This is a genomic window from Paenibacillus paludis, from assembly GCF_042610515.1.
Lineage (GTDB): Bacteria > Bacillota > Bacilli > Paenibacillales > Paenibacillaceae > Paenibacillus_AQ.
In genome coordinates, this window is record NZ_JBGJZP010000015.1 from 92,410 (window position 1) to 113,679 (window position 21,270).

Consider the following 21,270-nt stretch of genomic DNA (forward strand, 5'->3'; position numbering starts at 1 on the left):
TCTCTCACGCTGAACGTGAAAGAGGTGCTCCCTCTTAAATGCTATACTGTTAAATCCTAGGATACCATAGATTGCCGAACAGTCAATCTCTTTTTGTGTTAGGCTCTGTCCAATGCCATTTTGGCTAATCCAAGCGCTCCGGACAGTCCGGCATTGTCTCCAAGCTGTGGTGAAACAACATAGTTGCTGATGCCTTCATTCAGCGCAGGATGCTGCACATAACCCCCCAGCAACTCTTGCAGCTTGGCATGGATTAACGGGAACAGCTGACTTTGCTTCATGACACCGCCGCCCATAACGATCTTCTGCGGAGACAGAATAAGCACATAATTCATTAGTGCATGCGCCAGATAATGGGCCTCCATGGCCCAAGCCGGGTGATCCGCAGGCAGTTCGCCTGCCGGCTGGCCCCAACGGCTGCCGATCGCCGGACCTGCGGCCAGGCCTTCTAGGCAATCCCCATGATAAGGGCAAAAGCCTGCAAAGTTGTCCTCCGGATGGCGCGGCACGAGAATATGCCCCATTTCAGGATGGGATAAGCCGTGAATCAGCTCACCGCCGACCACTGCCCCGGCCCCGATGCCTGTGCCAACGGTAATATAAAGACAGCTGTTCAGCCCCTGAGCCGCGCCCCATTTGTATTCACCCAACGCTGCTCCATTCACATCCGTATCAAAACCGATCGGCACATTGAATTGTCCGCCTACGGCTCCTACCAAATTATATTGTCCCCAGTGAGGTTTCGGAGTCGTCGTAATATATCCATACGTAGGGCTTCCCAGCACCGGATCAATGGGTCCAAATGAGCCGATGCCGATGGCGTCGACTTGTTTATTGCCAAAATAATCGATCACGAGTCCCATCGTCTCTTCGGGCGTTGTCGTTGGAAAGCTGACCCGGTCGATTATCGTCCCGTCCTCATTCCCCACTCCGCATACAAACTTCGTTCCCCCTGCTTCAATCGCTCCCAACAATTTCACTGCAGTGTTCCCCCTTCTCCATGAACGGCTGGCCGTTAACCGGCTCTACCGGTAGTTATACAATATTGAAGCGCTCTCTTGCCTTTATTATACGTGGGTTGCAGGGTTATGACAAGCGGTTGACATACTTCTGTTTTCCGAAAAAAAGGACATTACACGCTATCCCCTGTTTAACCGGAGCAGCTGTTTTGTCCTTTGTCATAGCTGGTAAATATCTGGCTTACTTACGTTTATGATAGGCCCGGCATGCTGCGACAAACCGTGCGGCGGCCGGCAGATAAGAAGCCAGATGAATATGGGCATAAGCTGCCATCACATTGCCGCTTACATAACCTTCCTGCTGGCTGCCGCCCCTCCCTTTGCTCTCATACGCAAAGGTCCTCGGCTCTCCATGGTCATAACTCATGACGGAGTAATGAAATTCATGTCCGCGCAGCGTCTCTCCCTGCTGCAGCAGCAGGCAGTCCCGGATCGCGGTAACTTCCCGGTAACCAAGCGCCGCACGACGCTCCTGCATAACCGTATGGGCCGGAATAATCCCGGCCATCTCATGCAAGTTCCCGCTGCGGTCGGTCAGACTGCGGGCCAGTACCATATAGCCGCCACATTCGGCATAGAGCGGCATTCCGCCCGCCGCAGCTGACCGGATGCCGTTCAGGAAAGCCTTGTTCCCCGCGATCACAGAAGCGAACTCTTCGGGAAACCCGCCGCCGATATAGATGCCGTCCACATCCGGCGGAATGCCCTCGCCGCGCAGCGGGCTGAATTCAGCCAGTCTTGCACCGGCTCGAACCAACAGCTCCAGATTGTCGGTGTAATAGAAATTAAATGCCGCATCACGGGCAACGGCAAGAACCGGGCGGTAGTCGGCTGGTTCAAGGGACGGAGGGATGGGGTGAACCGGCCTGGAGCTAGCTGATGCGAGTGACGGAGCGATGGGAAAATGGCTACTTGGAGATACGGCTGGGGATACGGCTGGGAATATCGCAGCGGATTTGCTAGCGATTACCGGTTGGTCTGGCCGCTCGGAAGCCGCTGCCCGTTCACTTTCCACACCCCGGGAAAGGTGCAAATCGGGAGCAGGATTAGTTGGTAATCCTGTTTCCGCGATGCCTGCCGGTTGATCTTCACGCAGGCATCCGGACGCCGCCACCGGGTAGTCTTCAGCTGGCGACCCGCCCTGTGGAGGGTCACCAAACAGGGAGATCTCTGCCAGCGGGATCTCCGGTAAGAGGAGCGGATGCCGCAGCGGGGGCGCTGCTCCGGCAAGCTGCAGCAGCGCCGAGAGGTCGGTGCCCTCCGCCAGCAGATCGGCGGCACGGTCGAACAAGGGCTCCAGCTCCCCCCGCTCAACGGCGGGCAGCAGGCCCAAATGCCGCTCCGGAATGTCGAGCCCGCTATCCCGCAGCAGCCAGCCCAGCACGGGAATTCCACAGGCAGCTTCAATCGCCGCCTTCACCGTCTGGTAATGACTGGCGCTGCCGCAGCGGTTCACGATAACTGCGGCAATACGTACGCGCGGCTCCAGCTGCTGGAAGCCCAGTACTATTGCCGCCGCACTGCGGCCCATGCTGCGGACATCGAGCACCAGCAAAACCGGACTTTCTGTCAGGATGGCAATCTCGGCGGTTGAGCCGGTTAGCCCTGTCGCTTCTTTGCCGTCATACAGCCCCATGACCCCTTCGATCACCGAAAGATCCGCTTCCGCTGAGGAGCGCAGAAAGTACTCCAGCAAATACTCGCCTGAGGTCATCCATGAATCAAGATTCCGCGGTGAACGTCCGGTGACAGCGGCATGATAGGCCGGATCAATGTAATCCGGGCCGCATTTGAAGCCCTGTACATTCAGTCCCTGCCGGGCAAACGCCCGCATCAGCCCAAGTGTTACAGTCGTTTTGCCCGAACCGCTGCCTGTACCGGCTACAAGGATGCGGGCACGCCGCTGCAACGGAAGCCCGTCTCCTTCCCACTCATACATCTGCATTTGCCTCCCCTCTGTCAAAAATAACCCTGGCCACGGCAATCGTCACATTGCCGCTTTTTTTCTTGGACAAGAGCAAGTCCTTCGCACCGGAAGACAAAAGGGCTGCAGGCTCGCAAACACCATAGGCTCCGGTCGCCTTGAATACAATCTCCGACGGCTGGTCCAGCGGCACCGTATTCAGCTGCTCCGGCGGATACAAAGCCAGCTCCCAGCCGTGCTTGGCGCACAAAGCGAGCAGTCCGGCTTCATCGCCTTTGATCCCGGCAGTGGCCGCATTCCGCACGCTTAGGAGGGACAGCCCCAGCTGTGCCAAGGTTTCCGTCACCACGGCTTCCAGCTCCGCCGCCGAAGTGCCGCGGTTGCAGCCCAGACCGAGCACCAGGCTGCGCGGACGGTACACTACGGTCCGTTCCGGCAAAGCCGCCGCTTCCGGCGCTTTCAGCAGCCTGTCGGTTACAACAATTGCCGCGCTGAAGGAAGCCGCGCGCATTTCAGCCATATCCCCGCAGAGCTGCACATGCTCGGGCAATGCCGCTCCGGGGTGCAGCCAGCCGCACTCCCCGTGTTCCTGCAGGAAGGCTACCCGCTCGCCGTTCACCAAGGCGGCGCTCACCGCCTTCATGTGGGTGAAGCTCTCCGGCCGCCAGCCGAATTCATGGCCGAGCAAATCCACCGTGAACGTCCCCTGAACATCCGAGGCGGTCGTGATCACCGGATGGCTGCCCAGCAGCCCGGCAATCTGCAGTGTCAGCCTGTTGGCCCCGCCTAAATGGCCAGAGAGCATGCTGATTACATGCTCTCCGCGTTCGTCAATCACGATGACGGCGGGGTCGGTTTTTTTATCCTGCAGTAAAGGCGCAGCTAATCTTACCGCTGCGCCAAGCGAGAAGAAAAGAATCAAAGCCTCATAACGTCGGAATAGAACCGGCAGGAGCTCTTTTAGCGGCTCAGCAAATATCCGGCGTTCCCCCGGTAGCTCTTCAAGCTCCCCGCTGTACTTGGCGTAGCAGAACACTTCGGTACTGCCCAGTTGCTCCCCCAGCGTCAGCGCAAGCTTAATGCCGTTACGTGTAATGGCGACAGCCGCATATTTCTTATCCATGATTGCCGGTCCCTTCCCGGCAGCCGTGGGTAAACGTCTTGTCGTACAGCTTTGAGCGGTGAGCATCGCGGTCGACCAGCCCGGGATCCAGTGCCCAGCCGGCCAGAATCATCGCATGCATCGTAATGCCCGCTTCACGAAGGTCAGCCTCCAGTCTCTCTACCGTTGTCCGCAGAATCTGCTGATCCGGCCAGGTGGCCCGTTTGACCACAGCCACAGGCGTGTCCGGACTCCATCCGGCGGCGAGGAATTCCTCCGCCGCATGTCCGGCCAGTGAAGCGCTGAGGAACAGTGCCACCGTGCAGTGATGGCTGGCCAGACGGCGCAACTGCTCGCGCTCGGGCACGGGCGTGCGTCCTTCGGCACGGGTCAGAATGACCGTCTGCGTCAGCTCCGGCACCGTCAGCTCCGCGCCAAGCGCCGCCGCTGAGGCAAAAACAGAGCTGACACCCGGCACGATCTCATAGCCGACGCCGCACAGCTTCAGCAGCGACATCTGCTCCAGGATCGCACCATACATCGAGGGATCGCCTGTGTGCACACGTGCTACGCTTTTGCCGGCCTGTACCGCTTCTGCCATCAGCTCCACCTGTCGCTCCAGATCCATCCCTGAGCTTTGCAGCACCTTAGCACCGGGCTTCGCGCTGGAGATCAGCTCTTCACTGACCAGCGAATCGGCGTACAATACGAGATCGGCCGAGCGCAGAATACGGCTGCCCTTAACGGTAATCAGCTCAGGATCGCCGGGTCCTGCCCCGACGATGTAGACCTTAGGTTCCAGCTGTACTTCCGTCATTTGCTCACCACCATCAGACTCAAATACTCCAGATCCGAGCCGCGCAGCTCGCGGGCATCCCGCCAGACGGTCTCATAGGGAGAAGTCACCTTGGTGACAACGGACGCTTTTCCTCCAAGACCCAGTTCATCCAGCACCTCCAGCACCAGATCAAGCACCTTCGCCACCTTAAGGAACACTACAGTATCATGATGCAGCAGTGCTTCCTTCAGCGCCTCGCGGTCATCGGTAGCCGGAATAATACCCACCCGCTGATCGCCGTCGGCAAGCGGCTGTTCGAGTGCTGCAGCGGCACCCAGCACCGAAGAAATTCCGGGAACCGATACAATCGGTACAACGGGATGCTGCTCTTGCATTAAACGGGCCAGATGAATAAAGGTGCTGTACAGATTGGGGTCACCCTCCGTCACAAAAGCAACATCATTGCCAAGGCGCAGCTCATTCCAGCACAGCTCCACAGTCCAGCGCCACCCGTTCTCCAGCTGCACAGGGTCTTTGGTCATCGGAAACACAAGTCCCAGCATGACCTTTTCGTCCTCATTCACATAGGTGTCGACGATCTCCTGTGCATAGGATTTGCCGCCTTTTTTGGCAGCCGGATAGGCGATCACCGGACATTCTTTCAACAGACGGCAGGCTTTGACCGTAATCAGCTCCGGGTCCCCGGGACCGACACCTACTCCATACAAGGTACCTACAGCCAGCAAAGCAGCCTTAGACTCAATTACATTCTCGGCCTCCAGCTGGCCGTCAACAAACTCATACTCCTCCACAGCAGTTTGGGCCATCGCTTGGGCTGCCTCTTCACCGGCAGTATACTGCCCGCTTGTGGGCACCAGCTGCGGTTCCGCTTGATTGTTTGTCATCTCCAGTTTCTCCTTTTATTGAGCTGTATGTTTACTTGGATATATCTTTAGGTCACCACTGCCTATGGCAGGGGGGATTTATGCTGCGACAGTTTCGTGTATGTACGGCATGGCATTTTGCGGCACAGGTATGCATATAAGAGTTCGGATTGGCACGCACGGGTGCACGTATGGACTGAAGCCTATTAGTAACTAAATCTGGTAGTGACTAACTCAGATATGGACTAATCTTCCATGTGCTTCGCTTTAGATTGCCGATTGCATATCCGGACGATAGTCAGTTGATTGCCTTGCAGCTGCTGGATGCAGCACTCAGTTTCTCAAGGGGAGGACTAGCACAGAATGCTTGGTCCATCGCTCATGATTCGAGCACCTGGTGGCTACGCGGACTGGAGAGGCGCTATTTGCAGATTTCTTGCTGTTTTTCGCTCTTCTCGGACTCCAGAGACGTTATTAGCATCATTTACCTCCACGGTACAGCCCAGCGAATGAAATAGCGGCGCTGGGGTCCGTTTACTTGGAAAACTAAAGCTCATTGATAAAATAACGTCGCTGCGGTCCGCCTCTGCTCGTAGCTAACTTCGTGACGTTACCTACTAAATATCGTGGCCGTCTAGTCATCTTCGTATCGCCACCTTCTTCGCACCGTGGCCGTCTAGTCGTCCTCATATCGCTACCTTCTTCGCATCGTAGCCGTCTAATCGTCCTCGTATCGTTACCCTCTTCGCACCATAGCCGCATTCACAACTTTATCTTTTTCGCACCGCAGCCGATGTCCGCCTCATACCTATCTTCCGCTGCCCTGCAGCGTTCATCGGTTAAACCATCTTTTGGCCGCTGACCACATAGACGGGATTCATCCCTTCAAACCGGGTCATGCCAAGAATCGGTTTGCCCCGCGAGGCCTGCAGCATTGTTACTTCCGGAGCAAATCCGGCGAGTGCCAGCGCCTCCATACTGCCATGCAGCGTCTCAATCGTGATGGCCCCCACAACGATCCGCCCTCCGGGCCGCAGCCGGGCCGCACTATGTGCAATTATAGCTGCCAGCTCACCGCCGCTACCGCCGATGAACACGGCGTCCGGGTCTGGAAGCTTATCCAGCCCCTGCGGGGCTTTATCATGGATAATTGCAAAATCCGCACGGAACTTCCGCCGGTTGGCTTCAATGTTGGGCAGATTATCTGCCCCTTTTTCCAGGGCATAGACCCTGCCAAGACGGGCAATCCGCGCACACTCCACCGCTACTGCACCGGAGCCGGAGCCGATATCCCAGACAATCGCATCCTCGGACAGATTCAGCTCCGACAGGACAAAAGCGCGGACCTCCCGTTTGGTAATCAGGCCCTTTTCCGGCTTTCGCTGCTGGAACACCCCATCGGGATATGCGAATCCGCGCCGCACCTCCACCGTACTTCCCGGCTTCCGCCGCAGAATCACTACATTTAGTGCTGCAAACTCCGCCTGCTCCAGCTCCTCCAGTTCCCAGAACCGGCAGACCTCTTCCGGGCCGCCCAGCCGCTCGCAGACAAAAGGCTGATACTCTGTCATGCCAAACTCCCGCAGGTAAGCTGCAATCCGCGCAGGAGTATTGACTTCATCCGTCAAAAGAGCAATCTTCTGCCTGCCGTCAATCCGCTGGGCCAGCCCGTTAATCGGCCTGCCGTGCAGACTGATAAGCTCTGCATCCTGCCAGCTGTCACCCAGCCGGGAAAAAGCAAGCTGCACACTGCTGTAATGCGGCATCACTTCGACCTGCTCCGGCCCGAACCTTTTGGCAAGGTAGCCGCCAATCCCAAAAAACAGCGGATCCCCCGAAGCCAGCACAGCAATACGTTTTCCCGCTTTCCATAATCCTTCTAGCTTATCGGCAAAAGGCTTCAGCCCGCCCTGCAGCGTGATCTTTTCCCCATCGTACCGGCTGAAAAACGACAGTTGCCTCTCCCCGCCGAGCAGTACCTCGCTCTCCTGCACTTTTCTCAAGCTACCCGGCGTCAGCCCGCCTGCGCCATCCTCGCCGATACCGATGATATAAATTACATTAGCCACAGATTTCCGCCCTTCCCAGCACTCGGCCTTTCATCGTGATCAGCACCATTTCTACCGTCATCTCCCCATTCATGTGAATCAGGCAATGTCTGCAGGCATGAAGGCATAATTGTTCAAAAAAAGCGTAATTCCCGGCCTCCGTCATCATGTCCACAACCTGCGAAGCCGTATTGGCGGCAGCAATCTCCTGCACCAGTTCTTCGTCAGCCCCGGCTTCGGACGCTACTTGGGACAGGAAACCAAAATCAACCGGTGCATTTTTTGAGTGAATCAGCATGGCACCCTGTGCTACTTTGGAATATTTGCCCGCCATGCCGACAAGCGTCACCTTGCTGAATCCATAGGCTTTGGCATGGCCGAGAGAGAACCCCACGTATTCGCCCATCTGGATAAAAGCTTCCTCCGGAAGCTCCGGGAACATTGCCATGGCATATTTTTCACTGCTGCCGCCGGTAGTGAGGATCAGCCCCCTGTTCCCTGTAGCAGCTGCAACCGATATGGCCTGAACCACACTCGCCTTATAGGCTTCAGTGGAGAACGGCGTAACCACTCCCCTTGTGCCGAGTATCGAAATACCGCCTACGATGCCTAGGCGCGGATTGAGTGTCTTGAGCGCAATGGCTTCGCCTTCGGGCACACTGATTACCACCCGCAGTCCCCGGGCGGCGCCATGCTCTTCCAGCACCTCGGATACAGCTTCCAGAATCATACGACGGGGCACCGGATTAATCGCGGCTTCTCCTACCCCTACCGGCAGCCCCGGCTTCGTTACTCTGCCGACGCCCCGCCCGCCGTCAATCTCCACACCGGGATGTTCCAGCCAACTGACAGTGGCCTCGATCCAGGCCCGGTGAGTGGCATCCGGGTCATCCCCGGCATCCTTCACCGTGGCACAGATTGCCGTGAAATTATCCTGACGCTGCCATCCGGTCAGTTCGAAGGTATGCCGGAATCCCGCCGGCAAGTAAAGCTCCACGCTCTCTGGCGCATCGCCTGTGATCAGCAGGAGTGCCGCGCCTTTGGCTGCGGCGGCAGCACAGGCGCCGGTGGTATAACCCCGGCGCATAGGTTTTGAAGCGGTCTCCTCAGTCATGCCGATCCCTTCTTTGCTGTATGTTATGGGTCTCTGTTGATACCGGTAATTGCTGCACTTGCTTGGCTCACTACATTTTAACTTAGTGCTTCTACGTGCTTAGTGCTGCTTCTTAGCTTATTAGTTTTTTTAATGCTCTTAGTACTTCTTAGTACTTCTTAGCTCTTCTTAGTGCTCTTAGTGCTCTTAGTGCTCTTAGTGCTCTTAGTACTTCTTAGTACTTCTTAGTACTTACTTGATGTTACTTTTCACTTGTGGTCTGTGGATGTTCTGCTCTCTGTTTGGCTCTCATTAATTCGCTTCTTCTTGTCTTAGCTTGGCTAGTCTTGGCTTGTTTCTGCTTAGTTCCCGACTTCTATGATTATTTATTCTTTATTCGTATAAAACCCTACCTTTACTGCTACCGTCCAGATTCCTGTTGCTCAGTATCCTGCCGGACAGCCAGCAGGCTTAAGGCATTCACCGCTGCTACAACGACCGTACTGCCGCCTTTGCGGCCTATGTTCGTAATGTAGGGAATATCCAGCTTGCGCAGCTCATCTTTGGATTCGGCAGCGGATACGAAACCAACGGGCATGCCGATGACGAGTCCGGGCTGGGCCGCTCCTTCTTTTACCAGACGAATCAACTCCAGCAGCGCCGTGGGCGCATTGCCGATAACATATATCCCGCCGGGAGCTTCCTTACAAGCTTTGCGCGTCGCGACAATCGCCCGGGTCGTCCCCAGCATTTTGGCTTCTTCGATGACATCCGGATCGGAAATATGCACCCTGACATCTCCGCCGTATTTATGTATCCTTTCCTTGGCGATACCGGCCTCTACCATCCGCACATCGGCAATGATCGGCTTGCCCTGCAGAATGGCAGCTATACCCGCTTCAATCGCCCGGGGATGAAACACCAGACTCCGCCCCAGCTCGAAATCGGCAGATGCGTGGATGATCCGCTGCACCACCGGATACTGTATAGCGTTAAAATAATGTACTCCCAGTTCCTTCGTGATCATTTGAAAGCTCAAGCTCTCAATTTCCTGCGGCTGCACCGTCAGCGGTTTGAAATCCGTTCCAAAGTCCAAGCCCATTCCCCTTTTCATAATTCAGTAGATGTTTCCACATCTTTTCGCTCACGCCCCGCCAGTACTGCTTTTACCGCATAAGCTATCTCATCCATTGCATGATAGACACTGCCAAAATCACAATAAGGCGTGTCCGGACGCGTTATCAAAATAACGTAAAGCCCCATATCCAGCGCAGCATGCAGCTTCTCATCAAGAGATCCCTCTGCCCCGCTCTCCTTAGTGATCATGACCTGCGTGCCGTACTGCCTGTACATCGCTTCGTTCATTTCCCTTGAAAAAGGTCCCTGCATCCCAATAATATTCCGCTGTTCTATCCCAAGCGCAAGGCATTTCTCAATGTTCTCCAGGCAGGGAAGCAGCCTGACCGTCAGGCGCACCTCCGGATCGCTGAGCAGCCGCTCCGCAAAAATCTCCAGTGTTTTCCCACCGGTGGTCAGCATGACCGAGCCTTTTAATTGTTTTGCTTTGCGGGCCGCTGCTTCATAAGAATCTACACAAATCAACCGGGGATGACTGTCATAGTGAAGGCTTCGCCGCTCGTAGCGAAAATAGGGCAGCCCCAGCGCTTCCGCAGCGGCCATTGCATTGGCATGGGCCTCAAGTGCAAAGGGATGGCTTGCGTCTACTACAACACTGTAATTCCCCTCCTGCAAAAAGGAGGTCATCCCCGGCTGGTCCAACCTGCCAACCGCAGTCCGTATTGCGGCTGCTTCAAGCCGCTCCGCTGCACTTGGCGTCACGACAGAAGCCACCAGCGGCAATCCATGAGATGACAAAGTCAGCGCTAATTCCCGGGCATCACTCGTTCCGCACAACATAAATATCATAGCGCTCAGAATTCCTTCGGTCCGTTGGCCGAAGATACTGTCTGTACTGAAAGTTCCCGCTGACGCGGCTGTATTTTGCCTTCCGTACCCATCTCGGAGTGATGCTCCTGTTCATGCTGCCTGCTGCAGCACTGATGCCCATGAGCCGCATGATTATGCCCACATCGCCCGTGCTCCTGGCTATGATGTTTCCCGTGATGGTGGTGGTGATGCCCATGCTCGTGATTATGATCTTCTCCATGATGATGGTGATACCTGTGGTCATGGCTATGATCTTCCCCATGATGATGGTGATACCCGTGGTCATGGCTATGATCTTCCCCATGATGATGATCATGCCCGTGTCCCTCTTCATGTTCATGATCTTCCTCACCATGGTGGTGGTGATGGTGGTGTGCGGCCGCCTCAACACGGTATTTGCAGTTATCGCAGTTGGCGAAGGATTGGCCTTCCAATGTCTCTTCAATTCGCTCCGCAAGCATGTCGGACAGCAGCGGGTGAGAACCAAGGTAACTGCCTTGCTCCACCTCGACCTCAGGATGCCCGGCAGCGAACTGCGAGATGATATCAGAAAACTGCTTCATCAGAACTCCGGTGAAAAGCAGGTACGGCAGCACCACAATTTTACGCGCACCCAATGCCAGACAACGCTCCAGCCCCTCGGGCAGCGAAGGTTTGGCAATGGCGATAAAGCAGCTCTCTACGCTTTTATAAGCAGTCCTTTCCCACAGCAGGCGGGTCAGCTTATAGAAATCACTGTTGGCATCAGGATCGCTGCCTCCACGGCCCATAACAAGAATAATGGTGTCTTTGTCCTCCACTTTCGAGGTTTTCATCTCAACTACAGCAGTGCCTGTATTGCCAGCTCCGGAGACAGAATGCACTTCCCCCGGACCCGCTTCTTTCGCATTCTCCCCCAATGTCAGTATCTTGTCTTCCGGCTGGGCCGGCTGTCTCCACGCAGTTGCTTCTGCGATCCGGTCCAGCAAAATATCCACCGCCCGCTCCTGTACACCGACCGGACGTCCATACACAAATTCCACGCCGGGATACTTTAGCTTCGCCTGGTCCATGGCCAGCGGAATGTCCAGCTTGGAATGGCCAGCCGCGAACAAAATAATCGGTACCACGTAAACCGCCGAAGCGCCTCCTTTTACACAAAGCGCTATGCCCTCAGCAATCGAAGGCGAAGCCAGTTCTATAAAGCAGGTTACAAAGGTCAGCTCCGGCTTGCGGGCGGCAAGCTCACTTGTGAATTTCCGCAGCTCATCGTTGCCCTCCGCTACCCGGCTGCCGTGTCCTACGAGCAATACTGTTTTCATTCGTTGTGGCCCCCATGCTGAAAAAATGTATAAAACAGTTCATTGATTTTGCCCTGCGAAGCGTATCGCAGGGCAATCGCTGTAACTGCGGTTATGAGCTCATCTTCATTCATTCCTTCTCGGAACAGGCTGCCTGCATGTGCGCCTCTTCCCGACTTCTTCCCGCCAAGATACAGCTCGAAGCTGCCCTTGGAGAACACTACGCCGATATCCTCCAGCACGGCTGAGCTGCAGGCCATGCCGCAACCAGCTACACCGATCTGTAGTTCCCGCGGCACCGGCCGTCCGTGGAGCTGCTTATGAAGGCGGATAGCTGCATTAAGTCCGTCTTCCTTTCTTAATTCACAGAAGCCGCACGTTTTCACTCTCACAAAATTCCCTGGCAGGCTCACATTCAGCCCGGCCTCTGCCAGCCGGTACGCCTTATCCTCCTGCTCAGCCCCACTGCTGCGCAGCAAAAAATGTCCGTCCCGCGTATATACCAGCTGACCTTCATCGCCTGCAAGCTCCGCAAGCAGCGCCATCTGGGCGCCGTTATATCTATGGCTGCCAAGTGCCGGCGAAACCTCCAGTTCGGAGGCTTCGAATTGCGCCGCCGGCGAAACGGCGGAAGCAAAAGCCTTAGGCAGCTCCGTCCGGGCCGCTGCAGAAACAGCTCCGCTCTCCGCAGCCGCCGCGCTGCCAATAGGGCCAGCAGCGTTATTCACCTCTGCTGCGGCCTCTGCGGCAACCGCTGCCGCAGCCAGCGACCACGGCTCTGCCGCTGTCCGCAGCCGCTCATGCGGCTTCAGCGCCTGCGTCTCAGCGCCAAGACTGTACTTGCGCTCATAGCCGCGCGGCGTCACCATCAGACCTTCATAGACGGTAGTCGCGGAGTTGCCGACCACAACTGTGGAGAGCATGCCGATCTCATGCTCCAGCATATTCTGCAGCGTAGTTACAACCGTCTGCTGGCGGTCACGGTAGGCGCTTTTGACAATGCCGACCGGCGTGGAAGGATCGCGGTAGCGAAGCAGAATGCTGCGGGCTTCCTCAATCTGCCGCGTCCGTTTGCCGCTGCGCGGATTATAGAAGGCAATTACAAAATCCGCCGCACCCGCCGCATCGACACGCGCCGCGATGCTCTCCCACGGCGTTAGATGATCGCTCAGACTGATCGTGCAGGCATCATGCATAATCGGCGCTCCCAGCAGTGAGGAGCAGGACTGGATCGCCGATATTCCGGGAATCACCTCAACTTCCACACCGCCCGCACGCTTCCAGCCCCGTTCGATCAGCACCTCGTACACCAGTCCGGCCATCCCGTACACACCTGCATCCCCACTGGAAATGACCGCAATGCTCTGTCCCGCTTCCGCCCTGCGCACCGCTTCCTGGGCCCGGCTGACCTCTTCGGTCATACCGGTGCCGACAATTTCCTGATGCTTCAGCAGCGGCTTGATCAGCTCTACATAGGTGTTATAGCCGATGACAGCTTCACTTTCCTCAAGCGCAGCCAGTGCGCGGCCTGTAATATGCTCCAGGGCACCGGGGCCAAAGCCGATAATCAGCAGCTTTCCTTGTTTCTTCATCCTTTTTCCCCCCGTCCACAAAATAACCTGATTTCATGCTTCCCCTGCTGCTTGCTACAACGCTCTATATATAGCAGATGCTTCTGCCCAAACGGCATTCACCTCTGTCATTGACGCAATCATTCTATTGAATTTCCCGCTTCAGAATGGCTTTGAACTCTTCTGCATTCCGGGGAGCAGTCTGCCCGGCAGTCAAACGGCCGGGCAGGCTATGCCATAAATCGGCGAGCAGCGGCAGGTCAAGGCCGATCGCCCGTATATCTTCCCCGTCTGCAAAAATATCCTCCGGCGATCCGGCTGCCCGGCAGACGCCTTTATCCAGCACGATGATCCAGTCCGCCCAGCGGTAGGCCAGATTCATATCATGCGTCGCCATGACCACCGTGGTGCCCTTGGCATAAATGCTCTCAAGTCCCGCAAGCAGCTGTCTCTCGGAGAGCGGGTCCAGATAGGAGGTCGGCTCATCCAGCAAAATCAGCTCCGGCTCCATCGCCATGACCCCTGCGAGCGCCGTGCGCTTTTTTTGGCCCAGACTGAGCTGATGAACCGGCTTATCTTGCAGAGCCAGCAGATTCAGCTGCTCCAGCACTTCCAGGCAGCGCTTCTGAATAGCGGCCTCATCCATACCCGTCCCCCGCAGCCCGAATGAAATATCCTCGATAGGCGTACTAAGAATCAGCTGCTGCTCGGGGTCCTGAAAGACGAGGCCCACGCGGCGGCGCAGGGCGGCCAGCTCTTTTTTGGAATAGGTTAGCGGGGTACCGCCCTGCAGCACCTTGCCTTTCTGCGGACGCAGTACGCCAACCGCATGCAGGAACAAGGTTGATTTGCCGGAGCCGTTGTGGCCGAGGACTGCTGTTTTTCGTCCTTTGGGGATGGAGACAGTCAGCTCCCGCAGCGCAGGTTCCGCCGTGTCCGGATAACTGTAGGCGACCCCCTCAAAGACCAGGCTATATTCATTATTCATTGCAATCTCCTTACTCTTAGTTCAGTCTCCACTTTAACTCCTGCCGTTGGCCGATTCCTGCATCAGGCAATCACCTGCTCCGCAAGATCCATAGCTGAGCGAGCAGCAGCAGGGAAATACCGGTGCAGGCCTGAACCGCGAATCTGCGCGGCACCGGGCGTGACACATAAGGCGGCAAAATAATCTCACCCATGTACCCCCGGGTTATCAGCCCTTGCGACAGCCCATAGTAGCGGTGCATCGTATTGGCAAACAGCGAGCCCGCCATTCCCGCAACTTCCCGCAGTTTGGCCCCCCGTCCTCTTCTGCCGCCGCGCAGCCGCCGGGCCAGCATCATTCCATGTGCTGTATCGCTCAGCAGGAACAGAAAACGGTACATAATCAGCATGAGCTCCAGTACGATCTGCGGCATCCGCAGCCTACGGAGTACCTGCAGCAATTCTCCGAACGGTGTTGTAAATATGATAAATAAGCAGCAGGTCAGACAGGCCAACACGCGCGCCAGCAGCAATCCTGCCCGGTGCAGCCCCTCCGCCGTAATGTATAACGAACGAGTCAAAGCCGGGAGCTGAAAGGATATTACCGCCTCACCGACAGTTGGAAGGCCAATTTCAAGCAATAGGGCCGGCAGGCTCAGACAAAAGAACAAAAGTGCCGTACCAAACAGCAGTCCGTAGGCGCGCAGCGGGATTTTGGCGTACAGTACACACCACACGGTCATCCAGCCCGCAATCACAAGCTGCAAGGCCGGATGAAGCGCATAGGAAAGGATGAACATGACTGCTGCGAACAGGCTTTTCCACATCGCGGGCAGCTGCCTCAGCGCATTGCTGTAGGATAACGCATCAATTCTTCTGATCATTAAGCTTGCGCCGGTCCTGTCTGCCTTTCAGCAGGCCGATGGAATAGCCAATCACTCCGGCCCCGATCGCCGCCTGCAGCGCGAACAGCATGCTTTCCGTTTCGCCGGGCAGCTCGGTCAGCGGTTTGAACCAGGGCTCATAACCGGGATCAATCTCTGTAATTACACCCTCTGCGGCATCGTCAGCCCCGCCGAATTCCCCGTTCACCAGCAGCAGAGGCAGCACCACCAGCAAAATCACCGCCAGCAGCATCAACCCATTTTTCCACTTATTGCTCATCACAGACTTCCTCCCTTGGTTTGCCGTTTCAGCAGCGACAGCTCATTCGGGCTGTAGGATTTCAGCCAGTTCCAGAGCAGCACGGTCAGCAGCCCCTCGCTGATGGCGAGCGGAATCTGCGTCACGGCAAAAATACCGCCGAACTTAATCAGAGAAGCCAGCACACCTCCGTCTGCCGCCGGAAAAGCCACTGCAAGCTGAACCGAGGTCACCACATACGTCATGAGATCGGCCACTGCCGCTGCCATAAAGACAGCCAGCTTTTCACGACCGTTCACCTTCATCAGCAGCTTATAGACCGCATACCCGGCAAAAGGACCGGCCACTGCCATCGAAAATGCATTCGCTCCGAGTGTCGTTATCCCCCCGTGCGCCAGCAGCAGCGCCTGAAACAGCAGTACAACAGACCCGATTACGCTCATCGGCAGCGGCCCCAGCATTACAGCACCAAGCCCCGTTCCTGTAGGATGGGAGCTGCTTCCGGTTACGGAAGGCATTTTGAGTGCCGACAATACAAAGGTAAATGCACCCGCCAGCCCAAGCAGCAGCTTCAGCTCCGGGTTGTCCTTGGTCATTTTCTTCAGCTTAAGGACTCCAAGGGCAAAAAACGGCAGAAACGCCGCCCACCAGAATACGGCCCAGCCTACCGGCAGAAACCCCTCCATAATATGCATCGCGTTGGCCGTGCCCGGCTCATTCAGCAAAAAATAAACGGTAAATCCGGCAATAAGTGCAGCAAAACTCCAAAACTTGCGTTTGTTCATGCTTTTCCCTCCATGGATTCGTCATTTTGTGCCGCATCAAATCAAAAACTCCCGCCCCGGGGGGTGGGAGTGCTATGTACGTCATCAGATATGTAAGAGATGGTGGTCCCGCTGCAACAGCGCGGAGAATTCGCAGAATTGTAATGTGGGGGAGCTGAAGCTGGCACTTGCTCTGCACCAAATCTTCAAAATCCACCGTCTCCAAAACTGCATGCCTTCATCTCTTTAACCAATTCGTACACCGCTCCTATCCGCGTAGAGTCGTGGTGCGCGCAAACAAGGTAGGTCTCCTGGCTCGGGATCATAACGCCTTCCTTCGTCTTCCCCGGCTGTTTGCCGAGTGACATGCTGAAGTTCAGCTCTTCCTTACAGTGGCGGGACCGCTCGGGATTTGCACCCGATTCCCTGTTACCCCTTGTAGTTACAAGGGCACCTTGTCTTATCGCTAATTTATCCTGTACATTATAGTGGACTTCGCCGGGTGGTGTCTGTGATAAAAGTGGAGCGGCAAAGTTCTCCAGCACACCATCCGGTGAACCCAACGGGTTGTAAGAAAGCCATTTAAGTAATATAATTATTAACTATATAACTTGAATCCGGAGGCGTACCCAGAAAATGAAACTTGATCTTACCGAAGATTCCCTGCCGGTGTACGAGGCGCTCTCAAGCGCTGTACGTCTGCGAATGCTGCAGCTGCTTGCTGTTCAGCCCATGAATGTAAAGGAATTGGCGGGAGCGGTCAAGCTGAGCAGCGCCATTATGACAATGCATGTGCGTAAGCTGGAAACGGCCGGACTGATCCGCACCCATATGGCTCCCGGACGAAGCGGACTGCAAAAGATTTGTTCTCTTGCCGCTGAAGGGGTGGAGATTATCTTCCCACTCCAGGCCAAAGCAGAGCGCAAGGGTCACCGGAAAGAAATACCGGTCGGACATTATTCCGATTTTGAGATAGAGCCAACCTGCGGGCTGGCCACTACCGAGCATATCATCGGCAGCTTCGACGATCCGCGTTATTTCTGGGATATGGAGCGGATGAATGCCGGAATTCTCTGGTTTGGCAAAGGTTATGTCGAATACAAAATACCCAACTTCCTGTTGTCCAGCCAGCAGCCGGAGGAGCTCATCATTACGATGGAGATTGCCTCGGAAGCACCCTCAACCAATAATAACTGGCCTTCGGATATTGCGTTTACGCTAAATGGCCAGAAGCTCGGGTATTGGACTAGCCCAGGCGATTACGGAGACAGCCCGGGGAAATATACCCCTGCCTGGTGGCCGGCGTACACCAATCAATACGGCCTGCTCAAGCAGCTGCGCATTACCCCAAAAGGAACCTATATGGACGGCTTAAAACTCTCAGACATTACGCTGGAGCAGGTTGCAATCCGCAACAAGCAGTGGACCTTCAGGCTCTCGGTGGAAGAGGATGCCGAACATATCGGCGGGCTCACCTTATTCGGCAAAGGCTTCGGCAATTACAACGAGGATCTGGTCGTAGAGCTGTTCTATATCGATGGATTCAATGGTGCTGACGCGGATAAAAGGGATGCAGCAGCAGGTACTGACAATGGGAATGGAACAGTTTCCTAGCCAAGCGATGCCTTCACTGTAAAGTCCGCATATATATTCTTCTCTTCTCACATAAACGCCCCCATCCCTCGCGGTATTGCATCCACGAGTGATGAGGGCGTTTAAAATTTCAGTATGCCTGGGACTCCAGGGGGTTCTTTCCGGTATTCACAGCCGATGATGCTTCCTCTGTGACAAAGGCTCTCCAACGGCTTGGCGGAACGCTACTCCGTGACCGGACTCCACAAACCGCCGCCCGGCAACGGGCAGCCGCGCTCCTTCAGCTTGGCCACGACCGGTATAATACAGCCGCAGGCCGTGCATGTTACGCCATCCTGGAGCTTCGGACAAGCTGAGCAAAGGGCAACCCGCTCCCTGTATACTTCATCTGAAGCGGTGTTGTCCGGGGTGAACATTGGTGAAGCCAGAATCCGGGCAATCTGGGCATCCGTCACCTTATACTCTTCCCGGCAGCCCTTGCAGGTTGATAAAGTGCTCATAACGGATGCTCCCTTAAGCCTTCGGGGTAATTTCCAGCACGGTCACCGACATCGGAGGCAGCTCAACGTTAAGCTTGCCGCCTTCCAGCTTAAAGCCGGTAAACGGCTGTGGCGTCACTGCCTCCGGCTGGCTGAATGTATTGTGGGCATCAATTGCTGTTCCGGCCAGCGTCGTTCCTGTAATTTCAACCTCTTTCCCGGCAAGTCCGCGCAGCTCCAGCGGAAGCGATGCTGCTGCAGCATGATTCAGGTTGCACAGACTGACATGAATTACACCCTCCGCCGTAATGGAAGCTGAGGCCGAGACTTCCGGAATCTCGCGGCCTTCGAAGCTATAGGTACCACTCTCCAGCGAAAGATCAAGCAGTTCCGCATCCTGATGCACCTTGTACATGTTGAATACGTGGTACGTAGGAGTCAGCAGCATTTTCTCGCCTTCAGTAAGAATTACAGCCTGCAGCACGTTGATCGTCTGGGCAATATTCGCCATCCGGACGCGGCCGCTGTGCTTATGGAAAATGTCGAGGGTTACACCGGCAACCAGTGCATCACGGATCGTGTTCTGCTGATAGAGGAAGCCGGGATTGGTTCCAGGCTCAACATCATACCAGGTTCCCCATTCATCGACAATGAGGCCCACACGTTTCTCCGGATCATATTTGTCCATAATTACACTATGGCGGGTTACCAGCTCATCCATGCGCAGCGCCTTCTCCAGCGTAGAGAACCATTCGCCGGTTTCAAATCCGGTAGCCGCCCCCTTCTGTTCCCAGGCAGGACCCGGAATGGTGTAATAATGCAATGTGATGGAATCCATATAGCGGGTGGCTTCACGCATCAGGACCTCCATCCAGTGATAATCATCGACATTCGGACCGCAGGCAATGCGATGGATCTTATTGTCTCCATAATTGCGCACATAGGTCTGATACCGGCGGTACAGATCGGCATAATATTCAGGACGCATATTTCCGCCGCAGCCCCAGTTCTCATTGCCCACGCCAAAATATTTCACGGCCCACGGTTCCTGCCGGCCGTTCTCCTGACGCAGCTCCGCCATTGGCGAAACGCCGTTGAACGTCAGATACTCCACCCACTCCGACATTTCCTGAACCGTGCCGCTGCCGACGTTACCGTTGATATAAGGCTCACAATCCAGCATGGCGCATAGCTCCATAAATTCATGGGTGCCAAAATGGTTGTTCTCCACCGTACCGCCCCAATGCGTGTTGATCATCCGTTTGCGGCCTTCACGCGGACCGATGCCGTCTTTCCAGTGATATTCATCGGCGAAGCAGCCGCCCGGCCAGCGGAGCACCGGAATCTTGATTTCTTTAAGCGCTTCCACAACATCGTTGCGGATGCCGTTCGTGTTCGGGATCGGCGAATCCTCGCCTACCCAGATGCCTTCATAAATACAACGTCCCAAATGCTCGGAGAAATGTCCATAAATATTCCGGTTGATTGTTCCCTTGCGGATATCCGCATTTAATACTGCACGCTGAGCCATTTTAATAATCCACCTCTCAATAATTAATATATATATTAACCACTTAATAATTATATTAATATTATAAACACTGCTAAACCCCTTCGTCAATCTTTATATAACATGTTCCACCCCATTCGGAAAAAAAGCACTCTGGAACCTATATGGGTTCAAGAGTGCTTTTGCAAAAAAATAATCAACCTGTATCAGCAGCTGGCGAAGATCAGCCCAGATCCCCAAGCTCGATCTGCACAATGCCCCGCTCATCCTGCACACTGCTGATCAGATGCATCAGGCTGCCGAATTCCAGCTCTTGGAACTTGCGGGCTGCCGTCTCGCGCTGCAGCGCCCACAGGCATTCAGCCAGCGTGCAGACTACCGGAACATCACAGCGGATTTCCGCCAGCTCACGGGACAGGTGAAGCATATCAAGATCGGCCTCAATTTTGGCACGCACGCCTTTAGGAAGCAGATGAAGATTCTCGATTACCCCTTCCACCGTACCGTATTCGGTCAATAGCTTCAGCGCCGTTTTCTCGCCAATGCCTTTTACACCGGGGTAGTTATCGCTGGTGTCGCCCATGAAGCCCTTCAAATCGATCACCTGGGCAGGGGTGAGGCCCTTTTCCTCCAGCAATTCCGCCGGATCATAAACTTTATAGTTCGAGCGGCCTTTTTTCATAATGACGACTTTGACGTTATCGTTGACCAGTTGCAGCATATCGTGATCGCCGGTGAGAATGTACACCTCGGATTCCCCGCTGTAGCATGAAGCAAGCGTGCCGATGCAATCATCCGCTTCATAGCCCACCAGTCCAATATTCGGAACGCCCAGTTCAGCCACGACTTCCTTGACCAGATCAAACTGTGGAATCAGCTCCAGCGGCGCATCTATCCGGTTCGATTTGTAACCGTCATACTTCTCGGTGCGGAAAGTCCCTTTGCCCATATCCCAGCAGCAGACCACATGGGAAGGCTCAAATGTGCTGACCGCATCGAAAAAATACTGCAAAAATCCGTACACCGCATTGGTCGGCAGTCCGGCCTTCGTCTTGCGGATATATCCTCCATAAGAGGTCGCATAAAAGGCCCGGAACAGCAGAGCCATTCCATCGACGATCATTACCCGGCCCGTTGTTACTGAACTCATGTGTAACCTCTCCTTATAT

At 55.3% G+C, this 21,270-nt stretch carries 19 protein-coding genes and 1 riboswitch; of the genes, 1 reads left to right on the top strand and 18 read right to left on the bottom strand.

Annotation, left to right across the window (positions count from 1 at the left end; genetic code table 11):
* Positions 1-98 precede the first annotated feature (98 nt).
* The 15 genes from ACAN56_RS24470 to ACAN56_RS24540 all read right to left on the bottom strand — a co-directional run bounded on the left by ACAN56_RS24470 (position 99) and on the right by ACAN56_RS24540 (position 16,540).
* Positions 99-980, bottom strand: coding sequence for an ROK family protein (locus tag ACAN56_RS24470; RefSeq protein ID WP_379146075.1), 882 nt, complete (start codon positions 978-980; stop codon positions 99-101).
* A 220-nt stretch (positions 981-1,200) separates the two neighbouring features.
* Positions 1,201-2,958 (bottom strand): cobyrinic acid a,c-diamide synthase CobB, encoded by a 1,758-nt coding sequence (locus tag ACAN56_RS24475; protein WP_379146076.1) that lies wholly within the window; start codon positions 2,956-2,958, stop codon positions 1,201-1,203.
* Positions 2,951-4,066: a cobalt-precorrin 5A hydrolase gene (locus ACAN56_RS24480; protein ID WP_379146077.1), complete on the bottom strand. Its 1,116-nt coding sequence runs from the start codon at positions 4,064-4,066 to the stop codon at positions 2,951-2,953. Before ACAN56_RS24480 ends, ACAN56_RS24475 begins: the two co-directional genes overlap by 8 nt.
* On the bottom strand, positions 4,059-4,862 hold the full coding sequence (gene cobM, locus ACAN56_RS24485; protein ID WP_379146078.1) for a precorrin-4 C(11)-methyltransferase: 804 nt from the start codon (positions 4,860-4,862) through the stop codon (positions 4,059-4,061). Before cobM ends, ACAN56_RS24480 begins: the two co-directional genes overlap by 8 nt.
* A complete protein-coding gene (gene cobI, locus ACAN56_RS24490; RefSeq protein WP_038599100.1) occupies positions 4,859-5,569 on the bottom strand; it encodes a precorrin-2 C(20)-methyltransferase in 711 nt (236 codons plus the stop codon). The genes cobM and cobI overlap by 4 nt, the downstream gene beginning before the upstream one ends.
* Positions 5,570-6,546: 977 nt before the next feature.
* Positions 6,547-7,776 carry a precorrin-6y C5,15-methyltransferase (decarboxylating) subunit CbiE gene (cbiE, locus tag ACAN56_RS24495; RefSeq protein WP_379146080.1) on the bottom strand — a complete coding sequence of 410 codons (1,230 nt, stop codon included), beginning with the start codon at positions 7,774-7,776 and terminating at the stop codon, positions 6,547-6,549.
* A complete protein-coding gene (locus ACAN56_RS24500) occupies positions 7,769-8,869 on the bottom strand; it encodes a cobalt-precorrin-5B (C(1))-methyltransferase (protein ID WP_038588329.1) in 1,101 nt (366 codons plus the stop codon). The genes cbiE and ACAN56_RS24500 overlap by 8 nt, the downstream gene beginning before the upstream one ends.
* 400 nt (positions 8,870-9,269) lie before the next feature.
* On the bottom strand, positions 9,270-9,944 hold the full coding sequence (locus ACAN56_RS24505; protein WP_038588327.1) for a precorrin-8X methylmutase: 675 nt from the start codon (positions 9,942-9,944) through the stop codon (positions 9,270-9,272).
* Between the two features lie 14 nt (positions 9,945-9,958).
* The gene (gene cobK, locus ACAN56_RS24510) at positions 9,959-10,774 is read right to left on the bottom strand and encodes a precorrin-6A reductase (protein WP_038588324.1); all 816 of its coding nucleotides are present in this window, start codon (positions 10,772-10,774) and stop codon (positions 9,959-9,961) included.
* Positions 10,775-10,779: 5 nt separating this feature from the next.
* Positions 10,780-12,096 carry a sirohydrochlorin chelatase gene (locus ACAN56_RS24515; protein WP_379146082.1) on the bottom strand — a complete coding sequence of 439 codons (1,317 nt, stop codon included), beginning with the start codon at positions 12,094-12,096 and terminating at the stop codon, positions 10,780-10,782.
* Positions 12,093-13,667 (bottom strand): precorrin-3B C(17)-methyltransferase, encoded by a 1,575-nt coding sequence (cobJ, locus tag ACAN56_RS24520; RefSeq protein ID WP_379146084.1) that lies wholly within the window; start codon positions 13,665-13,667, stop codon positions 12,093-12,095. The genes ACAN56_RS24515 and cobJ overlap by 4 nt, the downstream gene beginning before the upstream one ends.
* A gap of 124 nt (positions 13,668-13,791) precedes the next feature.
* A complete protein-coding gene (locus ACAN56_RS24525) occupies positions 13,792-14,634 on the bottom strand; it encodes an energy-coupling factor ABC transporter ATP-binding protein (RefSeq protein WP_340893789.1) in 843 nt (280 codons plus the stop codon).
* Between the two features lie 70 nt (positions 14,635-14,704).
* A complete protein-coding gene (cbiQ, locus tag ACAN56_RS24530) occupies positions 14,705-15,496 on the bottom strand; it encodes a cobalt ECF transporter T component CbiQ (RefSeq protein ID WP_379146085.1) in 792 nt (263 codons plus the stop codon).
* Positions 15,480-15,776 carry an energy-coupling factor ABC transporter substrate-binding protein gene (locus ACAN56_RS24535; RefSeq protein WP_038588318.1) on the bottom strand — a complete coding sequence of 99 codons (297 nt, stop codon included), beginning with the start codon at positions 15,774-15,776 and terminating at the stop codon, positions 15,480-15,482. The genes cbiQ and ACAN56_RS24535 overlap by 17 nt, the downstream gene beginning before the upstream one ends.
* Positions 15,776-16,540, bottom strand: a complete 765-nt coding sequence (locus tag ACAN56_RS24540; protein WP_038588315.1) for an energy-coupling factor ABC transporter permease — start codon at positions 16,538-16,540, stop codon at positions 15,776-15,778. The genes ACAN56_RS24535 and ACAN56_RS24540 overlap by 1 nt, the downstream gene beginning before the upstream one ends.
* Positions 16,541-16,803: 263 nt before the next feature.
* Positions 16,804-16,992: riboswitch (cobalamin riboswitch) on the bottom strand.
* A 163-nt stretch (positions 16,993-17,155) separates the two neighbouring features.
* Here ACAN56_RS24540 and ACAN56_RS24545 point away from each other — a divergent pair.
* Entirely contained in the window at positions 17,156-18,133 is a 978-nt protein-coding gene (locus ACAN56_RS24545; protein WP_379146087.1) for an ArsR/SmtB family transcription factor, read from the top strand.
* A 203-nt stretch (positions 18,134-18,336) separates the two neighbouring features.
* Here the strand turns inward: ACAN56_RS24545 and ACAN56_RS24550 are convergent, their stop codons facing one another.
* The 3 genes from ACAN56_RS24550 to ACAN56_RS24560 all read right to left on the bottom strand — a co-directional run bounded on the left by ACAN56_RS24550 (position 18,337) and on the right by ACAN56_RS24560 (position 21,251).
* Complete coding sequence (locus ACAN56_RS24550) at positions 18,337-18,612, bottom strand: DUF6171 family protein (RefSeq protein ID WP_379146088.1); 276 nt, start codon at positions 18,610-18,612, stop codon at positions 18,337-18,339.
* 13 nt (positions 18,613-18,625) lie between these two features.
* A complete protein-coding gene (locus tag ACAN56_RS24555) occupies positions 18,626-20,122 on the bottom strand; it encodes an alpha-N-arabinofuranosidase (protein ID WP_038588309.1) in 1,497 nt (498 codons plus the stop codon).
* Positions 20,123-20,324: 202 nt separating this feature from the next.
* The gene (locus tag ACAN56_RS24560) at positions 20,325-21,251 is read right to left on the bottom strand and encodes a 5'-3' exonuclease (RefSeq protein ID WP_379146089.1); all 927 of its coding nucleotides are present in this window, start codon (positions 21,249-21,251) and stop codon (positions 20,325-20,327) included.
* Positions 21,252-21,270: the final 19 nt, after the last annotated feature.

Bases quoted from the DNA above. Each gene is read 5' to 3' on its own strand.
- ACAN56_RS24560 (WP_379146089.1), bottom strand. From the start codon at position 21,251: ATGAGTTCAGTAACAACGGGCCGGGTAATGATCGTCGATGGAATGGCT.
- ACAN56_RS24535 (WP_038588318.1), bottom strand. From the start codon at position 15,776: ATGAGCAATAAGTGGAAAAATGGGTTGATGCTGCTGGCGGTGATTTTG.
- ACAN56_RS24480 (WP_379146077.1), bottom strand. From the start codon at position 4,066: ATGGATAAGAAATATGCGGCTGTCGCCATTACACGTAACGGCATTAAG.
- ACAN56_RS24550 (WP_379146088.1), bottom strand. From the start codon at position 18,612: ATGAGCACTTTATCAACCTGCAAGGGCTGCCGGGAAGAGTATAAGGTG.
- cobJ (WP_379146084.1), bottom strand. From the start codon at position 13,667: ATGAAGAAACAAGGAAAGCTGCTGATTATCGGCTTTGGCCCCGGTGCC.
- cobM (WP_379146078.1), bottom strand. From the start codon at position 4,862: ATGACGGAAGTACAGCTGGAACCTAAGGTCTACATCGTCGGGGCAGGA.
- ACAN56_RS24515 (WP_379146082.1), bottom strand. From the start codon at position 12,096: ATGAAAACAGTATTGCTCGTAGGACACGGCAGCCGGGTAGCGGAGGGC.
- ACAN56_RS24500 (WP_038588329.1), bottom strand. From the start codon at position 8,869: ATGACTGAGGAGACCGCTTCAAAACCTATGCGCCGGGGTTATACCACC.
- ACAN56_RS24525 (WP_340893789.1), bottom strand. From the start codon at position 14,634: ATGAATAATGAATATAGCCTGGTCTTTGAGGGGGTCGCCTACAGTTAT.
- ACAN56_RS24545 (WP_379146087.1), top strand. From the start codon at position 17,156: ATGAAACTTGATCTTACCGAAGATTCCCTGCCGGTGTACGAGGCGCTC.
- cbiQ (WP_379146085.1), bottom strand. From the start codon at position 15,496: ATGATCAGAAGAATTGATGCGTTATCCTACAGCAATGCGCTGAGGCAG.
- ACAN56_RS24475 (WP_379146076.1), bottom strand. From the start codon at position 2,958: ATGTATGAGTGGGAAGGAGACGGGCTTCCGTTGCAGCGGCGTGCCCGC.
- cobK (WP_038588324.1), bottom strand. From the start codon at position 10,774: ATGATATTTATGTTGTGCGGAACGAGTGATGCCCGGGAATTAGCGCTG.
- ACAN56_RS24555 (WP_038588309.1), bottom strand. From the start codon at position 20,122: ATGGCTCAGCGTGCAGTATTAAATGCGGATATCCGCAAGGGAACAATC.
- ACAN56_RS24540 (WP_038588315.1), bottom strand. From the start codon at position 16,540: ATGAACAAACGCAAGTTTTGGAGTTTTGCTGCACTTATTGCCGGATTT.